Source organism: Novacetimonas sp. GS1, assembly GCF_036686925.1.
GTDB lineage: Bacteria > Pseudomonadota > Alphaproteobacteria > Acetobacterales > Acetobacteraceae > Novacetimonas > Novacetimonas hansenii.
In genome coordinates this window covers 1,349,896-1,364,732 of record NZ_VSZP01000001.1, presented here as the reverse complement: position 1 = coordinate 1,364,732, position 14,837 = coordinate 1,349,896, and the positions used below count along the sequence as shown (strand labels likewise).

Below are 14,837 nucleotides of genomic sequence, written 5' to 3'. Positions count from 1 at the left end.
ATGTTCCCATCGCGTGCGCCCGGCAAGGCTTGCTCATGCATCGTCATAATCTCTCCATCCCTCATCTGGTGTTAAAATGAGGAACGCTCCAGACAAATGAAAATTCTGTTTAATGTCCTTCACGCCGCCTCCTCGCCGGGGATGAGCGTGTGCGAAAGGGGGGCGAAACAGATCGTGAAAACCGCACCCGGCAGGGCAGTGTCGCACCGCGCCGCACCAATACGCAGGCTGGCGTTATGAAGTTGCACGATCGCCCATACAAGGCTCAGCCCCAGCCCGCTTCCGGGGACATGCCTGCTTTTGTCGGACCGATAGAAACGCCCCGTCACCGCCCTTCGTTCCTCGGGCGGGATGCCGATTCCCGTATCTTCGACCTGTAACACCACACCCTGTGCGTCCTCGGACGTGCGGATCGTGACATGACCGCCTTCGGGGGTGAACTTCATGGCGTTATCCACCAGGTTGGCCAGCACCTCGATCAACAGGTCGCGGTCGCCAAACACCTCTCCCACCCGTTGTCCGCGCACATGCGCAAGCGTAATGCCCTTGCTTTCGGCAATCGGTTCATAAAGGTCGATAATGTCATCGGCCAGGCTGTCGAGGTCCACCCTCGCGAACCCCACCCGACGGCGGCCGTTCTCGATCTCACCAATACGCAGCAGCGCGGTAATGACGGCAAAGGACTGGTCAAGGTCGTCAATGGCGCGCGCAATGACATTGCGCAGCGCCTCTGCCGAATGTCCTGCCGCGCGCGCCCGGTCAAGACGCGCGCGCACCCGTGTCAGCGGCGTGCGCAGGTCATGGGCGATATCGTTGCCAACGTCACGTATCTCGTCCATCAGGCGTTCAAGGCGGTCGAGCATCCTGTTGACGCTTCCCGCAAGGCGCTGAAGGTCGTCACGCTGTCGGCCGGCGGGCAGGCGTTCGTGCAGGTCGCCTTCCATGATGCGGTCGATGGCCTCGTGCATGTCCTTGACGCGGGCAAGCGCACGGTGGCTGAGCACGATGCCGGTCATCAGCGCGAACAGCACCGTGGGCACGATCGACACCAGCAGCGAATGGCGCATCATCAGGCGCAGTTCGCTGCGCATATGCCAGCTTCGCCCCAGCACAAGGACACGCCCGCCGCGCACCCCGACCGCAAGCATGCGCAGGACACCCGGGGAATGATCGGTCGGCGTGGCCCTGACGGGGGGCTTGATGTTGATTTCATGGACATGGCCGTCCGCCACCAGCCCGGCGGGCCAGTTATGCAGGTCGCCCACGATATACTGATGGTCCTGACTGAACAGCGTCGTGACATTCATGATGACGCGCAGGTCATCGGTCGCGCGGTCACGGACCTTGCGTTCCAGATCCTCGGCGCTTTCGGTCTGCAGCAGGGCGGCTTCGCGATACAGCAATGTGTCCGAACGCCGCGCCTCGAACACGGTGGCCTGGCTGTAGCCCAGGAAGAACTGGAACGCGGCGGACCCGATCATGGCCGCGACAACCGCCAGTGTCAGGCGGAATGTCGCGGTGCGGAACAGTTCATTTTGAAACACGAAGCATGAACCCGGCGCCGCGTATGCTCTGGATCAGCGAGGGCGCACCGGGTTCATCAACCTTGCGCCGCAGCTTGCCGATATGCACGTCAACAAGGTTGGTCTGCGGGATGAAGCGGTAATTCCACACATCCTCCAGCAGCATGTTGCGCGTCAGCACCTGGTCGGGCCTGCGCATCAGATATTCCAGCAGCCGGAATTCGCGCGGCAGCAGCTCGATCAGTTCCCCATTGCGGGTCACGGTGCGTTCGATCAGGTCCATCGCCAGCGGGCCGGCATGCAACATCGTCTCGCGCGAGTTGTTGGGACGGCGCAGCAGCGCCTCCAGCCGCGCGGCCAGTTCCTCCATCGCAAAGGGCTTGGTCAGGTAATCGTCGCCGCCAGCCTTCAGGCCGCTGACACGGTCATCGACCGCCGACAATGCGGAAAGCACCAGCACGGGCGCACGCACCCGGCGTTCGCGCAACGTTTCGATCAGGCTGAGGCCATCCAGTTCGGGCAGCATGCGATCGACGATCATCACGTCGAAATCATGGGCAAGCCCGACCTCCAGCCCCAGGGAGCCGGATACCTCATGACGGACCCGGAAACGGCGACTTTCGAGTTCCTCCACCACTTCCTGCGCAATCTTGACGTCATCTTCAACCAACAGCACGCTTGGCCCGGTGGACGTGGCCGGGGGGGGCATGGTGTCAACGCGATCAGGGGGTGTGGGACCTATCATTGCATCTCCGAATATGCGCGAGGGAGGCGGCGTGCGCCTATTAAAATCCCTTTCACTCGAACGGCGCGGCGACAGGCGGGGTTGCCTCGCACAGGGGATCTTCCGTCATGTCCCCAACGAACGAAGCGGTGTCAAGGTCGCGTAACTGTCGCGTCACGATACCGGTACGGCGCCGCGCCTCGTCGATCGAATTCGACATGGCGGATGCATTGCGCGCCAGTTTTTCAAGCACGTCATCCATCCGCAGCATTTCCTGCCGCGTGGCCCCCAGCAGGCGGGCGATATCGTCCGTACGCTTTTCCAGCGCCAGCGTGACATAGCCAAGGTGAATCGTACGCAGCATCGCAGGCATCAGGCCCGGCCCCATGATGATGACACGGCTGGTGCGGCCGATTTCGTCAATCAGGCCGGGAATGCGCGCGACCTCCGCATACAGCCCGTCGGTCGGCAGGTAGAGGACGGCGAATTCCACGGTCACGGGGGGCTGGATATATTTGGCCGCGATCTTGCGCGCCTCGATGCGCAACGTCGTCTCCAGCGCGCGGCGGGCCGCGCGTTCGGCGTCGGGATTGACGTCCTCGACCGCCTGCAACAGCCGTTCATACGCCTCGGTCGGGAACTTGGAATCAATCGCCAGCAATGGGGGCACGGATGCCTTGACGGGCATACGCACGGCGAATTCCACCACATCGCGGCTCTTGTCGCTCAGGCGGCAGTTCATTTCGTACGCCCCTTCGGGCAACACATCATCAAGGATGGCCCGCAACTGTGCCTCCCCCCACCCGCCGCGCGTCTTGACGTTGGAAAACAGCCGCTTGAGATCGCCCACCTGCGCGGTCATGGCCGAGACTTCGCCCATCGCCTTCTGCATGGCGGCAAGCTGTTCCAGCACACGCTGGAACGAAGTCTGCATCTGACGCTCGACCGCTTCGTGCAGGCGCTCATTGACTGCGCTGCGGATGGCCTCAAGCTGGCTGGCGCTCTCGGCGGCCATCATGCGCAGGGCCTCGGACTGGCTGAGGCGCATTTCCCCCATCTCGCGGCTGACGATACTGGCGATGCGTCCCAGGCCCTGGGATGTGTCCTGATGGCGCTGCTCGATCCGGCTGGTCAGGACACGTTCGACCTCTGCAAGGTGCCCGCGCTGGTTCTGCGCATCGGCCATGCGGGCGGTGCCTTCACGCTCCATCATGACATACAGCCGCGCCAGCAGGTCTTCTTCGCCGCGCCCGTCCCCACGCTGGCGCAGCAGCACCAGCAGCAGCAGGCACGCAAGCCCCGCCCCCAGCGCGGATGCCCAGATCGCGATCGTGCTCAGCGTATCGAACAAGGTTGATATCCCCCCAAAGCCATTGATTCCCATTCAAAAGAACAAACCATGTCCACAGCCTGTAATGCAGATATAACAGGCCGACCATACATTTTTGGAATATCTGCCCTTCATGCTATGTCGGCTGTGGCCTTTACCTCCGGGCAGGTCACCAGTTTTTCAATCCCCGATATGCCAGGGGCGCGATAGGCTGCATCCCCTTCCGCGTTTTCCCGGCACATCCGGACCTGATTTCCTGACCAAGGCACCAACCATGATCGACGTGTCCCCGCCAACCGCGCCAAAGCGGCGTTCCCTGTTTCGGAGCCTGTATTTCCAGGTCATCGTTGCGGTTGTCGCAGGCATTGCGGTCGGCCATTTCTGGCCCCATGCGGGAACCGCGCTGCGTCCGCTGGGCGATGGATTCATCCGGCTGGTCAAGATGATCATCCCGCCAGTCATTTTCCTGACGGTCGTCACCGGTGTCGCGGGCCTGTCGGACCTTGGCAAGGCCGGGCGCCTTGCGGGGAAGGCGATGGTCTATTTCCTGACATTTTCCACCCTTGCACTGGTGGTGGGAATGCTGGTGGCCAATATCGTGCGGCCCGGCGCAGGTGTGCATGCAGACCTGTCGACACTGGATACCCAGTCCGTTGCCGCGTTCGTGGCGCGCGCACAGGCCCATTCCTTCAGCGGGTTCATGCTGAACATCATCCCCGACACCGTACTCAGCGCCTTTGTTTCGGGTGATATCCTGCAAGTGCTGCTGATTGCGATCCTGTTCAGCATCAGCCTGTCGCACATGGGCGCGCGCGGACATGCGGTCCTGTCGCTGTTCAAGCAGTTGACCGAACTTGTCTTTGGGGTCGTACGGCTCGTGATGCTGGCCGCACCGGTCGGGGCGTTCGGGGCGATGGCGTTCACCATCGGGCGTTTTGGCATCGGTTCCGTGCTGGACCTTGCGTTCCTTGTCGCCACTTTCTACGCCACGTCGGCGCTGTTCATCATTGTCGTGCTGGGACTGGTCGCGCGGTATAACGGGTTTCGCATCTTGCCGCTGCTGGCCTACCTGCGCGAAGAGCTGCTGATCGTTCTGGGCACGAGTTCATCGGAATCCGCGCTGCCCACACTGATGACCAAGATGGAGAACGCAGGCTGTGCGCCGTCTGTTGTCGGGCTGGTGGTGCCCATGGGATATTCCTTCAACCTTGATGGCACCAATATCTACATGTCGCTGTCCGCCCTGTTCATTGCACAGGCGACCGGGGTGCATCTGGACCTGGGGCAGCAGGTCTCACTCCTGCTTGTCGCGATGATCAGTTCCAAAGGGGCGGCAGGCGTGACGGGTGCGGGGTTCGTCACACTGGCGGCCACACTTGCGGTGGTACCCGATGTCCCCGTCAGCGGCATGGCCCTGATTTTGGGGATCGACCGTTTCATGTCGGAATGCCGGTCGCTGACGAACATCATCGGCAATGCGGTTGCCACCCTTGTACTGGCGCGATGGGAAAATGAACTGGACACAAAACGCCTGCATGCCGCGTTGAGCGGGACCATCCCCGAAGATGAGGCCGATCGCCCGGTCCTGAACGCCGGGCCTTACAACGCCTGACGCAACACAATACCTGACGTAATGCCTTCATCATATTCGCATTATCGCAGAGACCTCCCCCTTCCATCCCAGACGCAGGACCGTTCGGAATTATATGGACATCACCCCCACGCCCCATGTCCCGCTGACCACGCGCCAGCGGATACACAGCATCATCGCCGGATCATCAGGCAACCTGATCGAATATTACGACTGGTACGTTTATGCGGCATTTTCGCTGTATTTCGCCCATGCGTTCTTCCCCCATGGGAACCAGACCGCAGAACTTCTGCGTAGTGCGGCGATCTTTGCCATCGGGTTCCTGATGCGCCCGATCGGGGGATGGATCATGGGGCTGGTGGCCGACCGGCACGGACGTCGCTTTGCGCTCAGCACGTCAGTGCTGGCGATGTGCGTGGGGTCACTGACGATCGCGCTGTGTCCCGGATATGACAGCATCGGCGTCCTGGCGCCGGCCATCCTGCTGCTTGCACGCCTGGTGCAGGGGCTCAGCCTCGGTGGGGAATACGGCGCCAGCGCCACATACCTGTCGGAAATCGCCCCCCCGGCGCAACGCGGGTTTTATGCCAGTTTCCAGTACGTCACGCTGGTGGCCGGGCAGTTGCTCGCCCTTGTCGTGCTGCTGGTCTTGCAGTTCGTTGTACTGACACCACAACAGATCGGGGCATGGGGGTGGCGCATCCCGTTCGGCATCGGCGCGCTGCTGGCGCTGTCGGTATTATGGTTCAGGCGCGGCATGGCCGAAAGCGAGCAGTTCAGCAGGGCAACCCGCGACCCGGCGGCAAAAGGCGGCCTGCGCGTACTGCTGCATCACCCGAGAGAGGTCGTCTCCGTCTGTGGCCTGACGCTTGGCGGGACGGTCGCGTTCTATACCTTCACCATCTATATGCAAAAATACCTCGTCAACACGACCGGCCTGACCAAGGAAGCCTCGACGGTCATCTCCACCACCGCACTGGCCGCATTCGCGCTGGCGCAACCCCTTTTTGGCGCACTGTCGGATCGTGTCGGGCGGCGGCCGATGCTGCTGTCATTCGGGATCATCGGATGCAGCGTCACCGTCCCGTTGATGCACGCACTGGCACATGCCCATTCCCCCGTGACGGCACTGCTGCTGCTGGTTACGGCGCTGCTGTGCATTTCGGGCTACACATCCATCAACGCGGTGGTCAAGGCAGAACTGTTTCCCGCGCGTATCCGCGCCCTTGGCGTGGCGCTGCCTTATGCGCTGACGGTGTCCATATTTGGCGGAACGGCGGAATATGTGGCCCTGTGGTTCAAACAGGCCGGGCATGAGGACTGGTTTTACTGGTATGTCACGGGCTGCATCGCCTGTTCTTTGCTGACGGTGCTGTTCTTGCTGCCATCGCGGGATGCAATCACCACAGAGGCATAGACCGTTGTAAAACAAACGTTTCCAGACGTTGCCTTCCCATCAAAAGGCAACGTCTTTCCAAAGCGTTAGGCGCGGCCGACCCGAAACATACTTCATATTCGTAATGTTTTATTGCACACTGTTTTGCTGAGCCATCTTTACGGGTCGCTGCTCAGAGATTGTTTGAAAACAAACCATTGATAAAAAACAAGAGAAGTTTTGGGTGCCGCCTTTTTGAAAAAAGGCGGCGTCTTCTGAAGCTTTTTAGAAAAAGCTTCACCAAAAACCTTTATAATTTCAGTGTGTTATCGAGTCTGACTTTTCAAACAGTCTCTCAGACATTGTATCCCATGCCTTTATACAGACCGTTGATGATGGAGACGCCCTTGTGCGCCTCGTCAAGATCTGGGGTTTCATCAGTGCGGTTATACCCATGCCCCATATCCTCCCCCTGCAACTGCACGACGATACCGTCACGCCGCGACACGACATAGACATTGTCATATTCCATGCTGAACAACGCCTCGGGCTGCGGAATCAGCCAGGCGATCTGCCCCCGGATGGGAATGATGCTCTGGTCATTCCACAATGCACGGGCACCATAGCCGGTGCAGTTGATGAAGACAGGTTCCGGCAACGCCGTAAGTTCTGATGGATGATGCAGCGTCATGGTACGGATTTTGCCCCCACGCTCAAAAAACTGGCGCATGAGATAATCGGTATAGGTCGTGACGTTGAAGATCAGGTTCGGCTGCTTGCGCACCTCGTCATAGGGCAGGCGCCCGTCATGGACAGGGATCGTGTTCCCCTGCGGTTCGATATCACGCAAACGGTCGTTCATTTCGGCGAAACCGATGGGATCGGGCGGAACCGGCCGACGTGCGCGCGCCTGCAGGCCATAAAACGTATCCCATTCGACAGGATTTCCCGGCAACCCCTGAAGGTTCTGGTAACAGGAGAAGGAATAACGGGCCATCCTCTCCCACCGTGCTGTAAATTCCGGGGTCAGGTCGCTGGTCTTCGCAATCCGTGACGCAGGCGTCCAGCTTCCGGAAGCCCGGGCGGAACGGACGAAGGGCGGCATTTCGCGCGCATAGATCGTCACCTGCGCGCCCGCCTGCTGCGCAACGATGGCGGTGGTCAGGCCGATCGCACCGCACCCGATCACGCCCACCTTCTGCCCGGATGCCGTCACCGCACGTTCCACCGCAAGCTGCGCCGTTCCCCATGACAGCGACCAGCCACTTCCCCCATGGCCATAATTGTGGACCACGGACTTGCGCCCGACCTGCTCGACCCCAAGGCGTGGCCCGGAGGCGCGGAAGGGACGCAGGCAGACCGTGATACGGTCAATCCGGTCCGTACGCGCCCGGATGACCGGGATATGACGCACATCCGCGTCCAGGTCATACCGGCGGGAGCGGGCACCGGCACATCCCGGCAGTGCGGAAAGCCCCGCCAGCGAAGCGGCGGTCATCAGTGCGTTTCGACGATGAAAAAGACGCGTCATGAAAGGGGACACTTCATTTCAAGTAATGTTAAAGAAAAAAGGACACCGTATTATTGGTTTAATTTCGGTCACCCAACAAGCCCGCAATTTGCAATCCTATTTTCAAGAAGCTGCCTGACAACTGGGTGTTGGGCAAGAGGCCACCCGAAAAGGCAGGATCAATAACATCATGAAATTATAAAGGTTTTTGGTGAAGCTTTTTCTAAAAAGCTTCAGAAGACGCCGCCTTTCTGAAAAAAAGCAGAACCCAAAAACTTTTCTTTTTTATCAAGCACTTATTTTCAAACAATCTCTTAATGGATATGGGCCAGGTCGCGCAGGAACCCGGGCAATAGCAGGGCATACGGATTGACATGCACGTTCGGGTTATCGAACGGTCCGTTGATCTGATACGTGGCCGACACCACGCCGCCATTCTTTTCCGGGCTGAACAGCCAACCCAGCACGCCCGGCAGGTGTCCGGGGGCCGCATTGACGGCAAAGGCCGGGATGATTGTCCCGTCAAGGTCAAGCGTCGCCGTATCCAGGTTGATACGCCCCGCAACCGTCGCCCCAAGTGACGTATTGCTGACGAGGCCATCGGTAATATTGACCACACCGTCCCGAAACGTCAGGGGCATCTTGACGTGTTCGACCTCGAATTCCGGTGCATGGGGCGCCTTCATCCAGCCATAGATGGAGGCATTGTTGACCATACGCACCACGGTGGGCACCTGCCGCAGGACGAATGGCCCGGTCGTCAGATTACCGGAAAAGGGTGCGCTGGCATCCATGTCATCGAATGTTCCCTCCAGATCGACCTGTCCCCCCTCCATACGATCCCCCAGCTTCATGTCCTTAAGCAACGCGCCAAGGTCCGCGATATGCATCGACAGCACCCGGCTCTTGCCATCGGGCGTCAGCGTGGCGGAGGCAGGCGTCGGCCCGGTCATGGAAAATGACGCGCGCGTCAGCCGCACGCCATCATCCTCCAGATGGCTGCGCACACCCTGTATCGACTGTGTCTTGGTATAAAAGACGGTGCGGGCATCGACATTGATGTTCCAGCTCCGCCCCGGCGCGCTTTTCACCCGTCCACTCGCGGCCTCGGGCATGTGATACCCCTTGGCCGGGGCAGGGGCGGTACCACCATCGGCCGTCGACCCGGCCTGCCGCTGATAGGTCAGCAACGGCGACAGGTCGAGCACCCGGGCCGCAACCGATACGCCATATGGCTCCTTCTCCCCCGCCGGGATGGTGATAATCGCGTTCCCGTTCGAACGTCCCACGCGAAACCCGTGCAGGATCAGGCGCCTGCCCGTTCCCTCCGCCGTTTCGGCATGCCCATCAATCAGAAGTTCCGGCCCCGCTGCGCGTATGTCCTCGATGGAGGACACATGCCCGTGGTCAAGGTTGATGACCACGGACGCATTGGCATCTTCGCCCACACGCTTGCTCCAGATCGGAATGGTAAGCGATGCGTGCTTGAGGTCGAGGTCGATATCCACCTGCGCCCGCCCACCGGGATAACGGTCATAATCCACATCCAGCGCGGCGCTGCCCCCGAAATGCTCGCCCATGTCCAATCCGGCGCGACACACACCGCCGGGCGTCAGGTATCCCTGCACGCTTGCGCTTTCAACCGCACGGTCAGACGGCCCGGACCGGAAATCCATCGTATACAGGATGGTGGAGGGTATGCCCGACAGGTTCCCCGTTCCCTTGAGCATCAGCCCGTCGATCGAGGCGTCGATCCCGAAACGCCCGCTGTCGAGGGCACGGCCCATCACCACATTGCCCAGATGCACCTGTGCCAGGTCGGTATGCGTGCGCAGGTCGATCTGCGCCAGCTTGACATGCGCATCAAGGGGCAACGCGATATGCAGCGAGACATTGGCCTTGCCGGAGGGGGAGGTAAAGCTCATCGGGTGGCGTGACAGCACGTTCAGCCTCGGCTCCGCCAGCAGGGCGAGGATATCACGCGCATTGCCCTGCAAGGTGGTGTTGATGTCCCCCATCTGGATCTTCTTCATCAGGCCGGTAATCAGCATTGATCCCGGCCCGACCTCGATCCGGCCGATACCGGTCGCATTGACGTGACGGTCCGTCCGATCCACGAGCTGATAGGCATGGCCAAAGTTGATCGCGATTTCGTCCGGCCCCTTGAACGTCAGGTGGGCATCCATGTCATGCAGCGGCGGGATCGGACGCAGCCAGTACAGCTCCATCCCCTCTGCACGGATGTCACCCGTCAGCGATGTCAGGTCCAGCCCGTCCCAGCCATCGTGACTGACCAGCCCGACACGCGCCTGCAGTTCGCTGACATGGCCTTTCGTTATGTTCGCCGTCACCCACCGGCGCGCGCCCTTCATCGCGCCAGGCGGCCAGAAATCACCCAGCGTGGCGAAATCAAGGGCCAGCGCCTCCGCCGAGATGCCGATGCCGACATCACGTGGATGCAGCATGGAGGAGGCATGCATGCTCCCCGTGGCCGTCAGCGTCGGGCCGCTGCCGTCATCTTCGGCATGTCCCGGTGCCCGCAGATGTACGACCATCTTCTCCAACGTGGCGCGAAAGGGGCCGTCGAACGGTGCATCGGCCGGGCCGGGGTCAAAGGATGCGACAATATGGGCCTCCCCATCACCAACAAGCACCGTCCCGTTACGCCGCGTCACCACCGTGCCATTACCAACCTTCAGATAGGCGCCCAGTGTGCGCGGGGCCATGAACTGCCCCCCCCCCGGACGCCAGCAACACCTGCAAGGTCCCGCCCACCGGCAGGTCGAGCGGCGCAACCTCCTTCTGCCCCGGGGCAAAGGCGGACGGACTGACGGGATCAAGCTTCAGCGTCCAGTTGATGCGTCCCGGCGCATCCTGCTGTCCCTCCCCCCGCAGGACAAGGTGCTTGCCATTGCCCTCCAGCATGAAGCTGACCGAACCGCTGGCCCCGACCTGCCCCTGATGGGAAATGACATGCAGGTTGGCGGAGGCATCGCGCGTGCGCCATACGCGCTGCGAAATCTGGTCACTGAATTTTACCTGCGCATCCGACACGATGATCCGCCGCAGCAGCGACAGGTCCACCGAATGTCCGTGGGAATGGGTGCTGTCCTCGGGCGTGCCGGGGCCAAGGTCAAGACCGATGTCCCCTTCCGGGTTACGCGCCAGCGCAAGGCGGACACCAGTTACCGACAGTTGTTCCAGCACCACGTCACCATGCACCAGCGCAGGGGTGTCAAGCACGACATGACCGTGCTCGATGCTGTTGGCCAGCGTGCCATCCGCACTCATGATGGACAGGCCATCGGCCCATACTTCCAGCGGGCTGCGTATTCCCGCATGCAGCGCATTCCATCCAAGGCGCACCTGCCGCACCGTCAGGCGTCCCTGCCGCCGGCTGGCCCCCGGCCCATGCAGGACCGACAGCGGCGTCATCATGCGCACCATCGGCGTCACGTCGATCGGCCCTGTTGACAGCCGCAGCGTCAGCGCCAGCAGCAGCACGGCAGGCAGCACGATGCACGCAAGCCCCGTCCAGACCAGCACACGCACCACACGCAACCCGATCAGGCGCAGCCACACATCCCGCGTGGGGGACGGCGGGGGTGGTGGCGGTGGCGGCGGTGGCGGCGGGGTGTCTTGACCATCATGCTTCATGGCGTCCACGCTGCGCCCCGTCGCCATTGCTGCCCAGGTTGTCCCAGATGTCCCACCTTCCCACCAGCCTCGATCTCCATCACGGCTGGCATGCCTGCACCTGGCCTCCGGCCGCCGATGCACGCGGCGCACATCTGCTGCATGAGGACATGGAACGCGCCTTTGCCGAATGCGGGCTGGACATGGCGTGGCTGTCTGCGCCTGCTGTCGCCGCGATGCTTGACGCCATGGGGGGCAACAGCCCCTATCTGTCGGACCTTGCGCGACGCGATACCGAAACCTTCGCCCGGCTTCTGCGCGACGGGCCGGACCGGGTCATGCGCGACATCCTTGCCGACATGCGCGCCGAATCGCCACAGCAGCCCCGTCACGCGATCGCCCATACCCTGCGCACGGCCAAGCGGCATGCCGCCCTTACCATCGCACTGGCGGATATCGGGGGGGGCATGGTCGCTGCAACAGGTGACGCACGCGCTGAGCCACCTGGCCGAAACAACCCTGCAGGTCGCGGTCAGACATCTGCTGCGCACGGCCCATGATGCAGGCCATCTGGTTCTGCCTGACCCGGACGACGCTGCACGCGGCAGCGGCTTTGTCGTCCTGGCCATGGGGAAATTGGGCGCGCGGGAACTGAACTACTCCTCCGATATCGACCTGATCGTCCTTTACGACCCGGCCTGCCACCCCGAACACGAGGACCTGCGGCGTATCTTCGTCCGCATGACTAGCGACCTTGTCGGCCTGATGGAAGCACGCGATGCAGATGGGTATGTTTTCCGCACCGACCTGCGCCTGCGCCCAGATCCGTCGGCCACCCCCCTTGCCGTCTCGTTTCCCACGGCCATCACCTATTATGAAAGCATGGGACGGACATGGGAACGCGCCGCCATGATAAAGGCCCGCCCCGTCGCAGGCGACATTGCCGCGGGACAGCGTTTCCTTGCCGCGATCCATCCCTTCGTCTGGCGGCGTCATCTTGATTTCGCGGTGATTGACGACATCCATGACATGAAAGCACGCATCGACAGGCACCGGAATGCCGGGCGTGGCGGGCTGCTCGACATGGCGACTGACATCCCCGCCTGCGCGGACGCGATGCGTGACTGGTTGCTGGGCCATGATGTGAAACTGGGCCAGGGTGGCATCCGCGAAGTGGAGTTCGTGGCACAGGCGCTGCAACTGGTCTGGGGTGGGCGCAGGCCCGACCTGCGCGACCCCACGACGCTGGGTGCGTTGCGGCACCTGACACAGGCGGAACTGATTACGCATGCGCAATACACAATCCTGTCGCGCAACTATCACATGATGCGACAGGTCGAACATCGCCTGCAGATGCGCGCCGACCACCAGACGCACAAACTGCCCGAAACCACCGACAGATTCGCACAGTTCGCCATTTTCATGAATGAGGTGGACGGCCCCGCCCTCGCCCGCGCCATGTTGCCCGTCATGCAGCAGTCGCGCCGCATTTTCGAACACCAGTTCTCCGAACCTGGCCGTCCCGACGACACCATCGCCCCAGAGGACGCACAGGTGGGCGAGCACCTTGAACAGGCCGGCTTTGCACCCGATACGCTCGACGCGGCGCGCGGCATCCTGCAACGGTGGGATACCAACCGCCTGCGCGCCCTGCGTTCGGACCGCGCACGGATGCTGCTCCATCGCCTGTTGCCGGGGATATTGCGTGAAATCGGGGCGCGGCGCGATCCGCTGACGGTGCTGCGCCGCTTTGACACGCTGCTGGAACGGCAATGGGCGGGGGTGCAGTTCCTGTCGCTGCTGGAACGCAATCCCGCGCTGGTGCGCCGGATCATGACCGTACTCGACTGTTCCGCGTTCCTTGCCAACCATCTGGCGCAGGCGCCCTCCGCACTGGACGGATTGCTGGATGCCAGCACGATCGAGGCAGCGGACGACACCGCGCGTGCCGCCGTACTGCTGGTGCGCCAGCATGTGGCGCAGGCGATGGGACCTGAACGCCTGCTGCCGGTGCTGCGCGGGCTGGTCTGTGGGGAGGAATTCCGCCTGTCCGTCGCGCGCCTGGAACATCGCATGACGGAGGACCGCACCGCGCGTGTGCGCACCGCGATGGCCGATGCGGTCATGCGCGGGCTTTTGCGCACCGTCATGACGGAACACCGCGCACGCCATGGTCACGTGCCCGGCGGGGCGATGGCAGTGGTGGCGATGGGCAAGGCCGGATCGCGCGAGATGATGCCGGGGTCCGACCTTGACCTGATGCTGGTGTTCGATCACCCCGATGATGTGATGGAAAGCGTGGTGCCACGCACGCGCCGTGCAACAGGCGCGCCGGTGGCACGGCCATTGGGGGCGGGTACCTATTACGTGCGGCTGGCGCATGCCTTCATCGCCACGCTGACCGCACCGGGGGCCGAAGGGCCGTTGTATGAGGCCGACATGCGCCTGCGTCCGTCGGGATCGAAGGGACCGGTCGCGGTGTCGCTGTCGTCGTTCCGGCGTTACCATGCGGAATCGGCATGGACGTGGGAACGCATGGCCCTGACACGTGCGCGCATCATCGCGGGTGCGCCCGCGATGGCCGAACGCCTGCGTGCGGCCATAGACACCGCACTTGATGGCACCAGCGGCAATGCACGCGCGCTGCATGCAGATGCGTTGCGCGCGGATGTCTGTTCCATGCGCGCACGCCTGATGCGCGACCTGCCGCCACAGGGACCGTGGGACATAAAACGCCGTGCGGGTGGGTTGATGGAGGTCGAATTCATCGCACAGGGCCTGCAACTCCTTGCCGCTGCCCCCGGCGCGCGTTCCCCATGCACGCGCGTGGCATTCACGCGGCTGGCGCGCGCGGGGATGCTGTCGGCCGCCGATGCGCGCCTGCTGCGGCGGGCGGACCTGTTCTGGCGTTCGGCGCAAAGCATGCTGCGCATCCTGATGGGTACCGAAATTCCCGATGCGCTGCCCCCCGCGGCCCAGGAAATCATGATGCGCGAACTCGATGCCCGCGACGAACAGGGCATGCTGGCGCGCATGGATGACATGGCGCAACGTGTGCGCGATGCGTTCGTCCGCCTGATCGGCCCATTGCCGCCCATCGGAAACATCGACGATGGGACATGAAGGAAACCATTGCGCAACGGCACAA

At 62.2% G+C, this 14,837-nt stretch carries 8 protein-coding genes and 1 pseudogene; 3 read left to right on the top strand and 6 right to left on the bottom strand.

All coding sequences use genetic code 11. The annotated features are described in order from the left end of the window. Positions 1–119: 119 nt before the first annotated feature. The 3 genes from FYB92_RS06245 to FYB92_RS06235 are packed head-to-tail and all read right to left on the bottom strand — an operon-like array spanning position 120 to position 3,598. Positions 120–1,544, bottom strand: coding sequence for a HAMP domain-containing sensor histidine kinase (locus FYB92_RS06245; protein ID WP_003621146.1), 1,425 nt, complete (start codon positions 1,542–1,544; stop codon positions 120–122). Then, positions 1,531–2,268, bottom strand: coding sequence for a response regulator transcription factor (locus FYB92_RS06240; protein ID WP_040510971.1), 738 nt, complete (start codon positions 2,266–2,268; stop codon positions 1,531–1,533). Before FYB92_RS06240 ends, FYB92_RS06245 begins: the two co-directional genes overlap by 14 nt. Positions 2,269–2,320: 52 nt before the next feature. Continuing rightward, on the bottom strand, positions 2,321–3,598 hold the full coding sequence (locus FYB92_RS06235; RefSeq protein ID WP_408902343.1) for a DNA recombination protein RmuC: 1,278 nt from the start codon (positions 3,596–3,598) through the stop codon (positions 2,321–2,323). Positions 3,599–3,851: 253 nt separating this feature from the next. On the opposite strand from FYB92_RS06235, the gene FYB92_RS06230 reads away from it, so the two are divergent. Continuing rightward, a complete protein-coding gene (locus FYB92_RS06230) occupies positions 3,852–5,189 on the top strand; it encodes a dicarboxylate/amino acid:cation symporter (protein WP_075596046.1) in 1,338 nt (445 codons plus the stop codon). A 94-nt stretch (positions 5,190–5,283) separates the two neighbouring features. Next, the gene (locus tag FYB92_RS06225; RefSeq protein ID WP_081254512.1) at positions 5,284–6,585 is read left to right on the top strand and encodes an MFS transporter; all 1,302 of its coding nucleotides are present in this window, start codon (positions 5,284–5,286) and stop codon (positions 6,583–6,585) included. Between the two features lie 313 nt (positions 6,586–6,898). On the opposite strand, the gene FYB92_RS06220 is transcribed toward FYB92_RS06225, so the two are convergent. The 3 genes from FYB92_RS06220 to FYB92_RS06210 all read right to left on the bottom strand — a co-directional run bounded on the left by FYB92_RS06220 (position 6,899) and on the right by FYB92_RS06210 (position 11,737). After that, complete coding sequence (locus tag FYB92_RS06220) at positions 6,899–8,074, bottom strand: FAD-dependent oxidoreductase (RefSeq protein ID WP_332828364.1); 1,176 nt, start codon at positions 8,072–8,074, stop codon at positions 6,899–6,901. A gap of 293 nt (positions 8,075–8,367) precedes the next feature. Next, positions 8,368–10,779 (bottom strand): AsmA-like C-terminal region-containing protein, encoded by a 2,412-nt coding sequence (locus tag FYB92_RS06215; RefSeq protein WP_332828363.1) that lies wholly within the window; start codon positions 10,777–10,779, stop codon positions 8,368–8,370. After that, positions 10,739–11,737 (bottom strand): hypothetical protein, encoded by a 999-nt coding sequence (locus FYB92_RS06210; RefSeq protein ID WP_332828362.1) that lies wholly within the window; start codon positions 11,735–11,737, stop codon positions 10,739–10,741. Before FYB92_RS06210 ends, FYB92_RS06215 begins: the two co-directional genes overlap by 41 nt. Before the next feature lie 20 nt (positions 11,738–11,757). Here FYB92_RS06210 and FYB92_RS06205 point away from each other — a divergent pair. Next, positions 11,758–14,812: pseudogene (locus FYB92_RS06205) on the top strand (bifunctional [glutamine synthetase] adenylyltransferase/[glutamine synthetase]-adenylyl-L-tyrosine phosphorylase). Positions 14,813–14,837 lie beyond the last annotated feature (25 nt).

Coding starts and splice junctions, on each gene's coding strand:
- FYB92_RS06240 (WP_040510971.1), bottom strand. CDS start 2,268: ATGATAGGTCCCACACCCCCTGATCGCGTTGACACCATGCCCCCCCCG.
- FYB92_RS06230 (WP_075596046.1), top strand. CDS start 3,852: ATGATCGACGTGTCCCCGCCAACCGCGCCAAAGCGGCGTTCCCTGTTT.
- FYB92_RS06225 (WP_081254512.1), top strand. CDS start 5,284: ATGGACATCACCCCCACGCCCCATGTCCCGCTGACCACGCGCCAGCGG.
- FYB92_RS06220 (WP_332828364.1), bottom strand. CDS start 8,074: ATGACGCGTCTTTTTCATCGTCGAAACGCACTGATGACCGCCGCTTCG.
- FYB92_RS06215 (WP_332828363.1), bottom strand. CDS start 10,779: ATGGCCCCGCGCACACTGGGCGCCTATCTGAAGGTTGGTAATGGCACG.
- FYB92_RS06210 (WP_332828362.1), bottom strand. CDS start 11,737: ATGGCGACGGGGCGCAGCGTGGACGCCATGAAGCATGATGGTCAAGAC.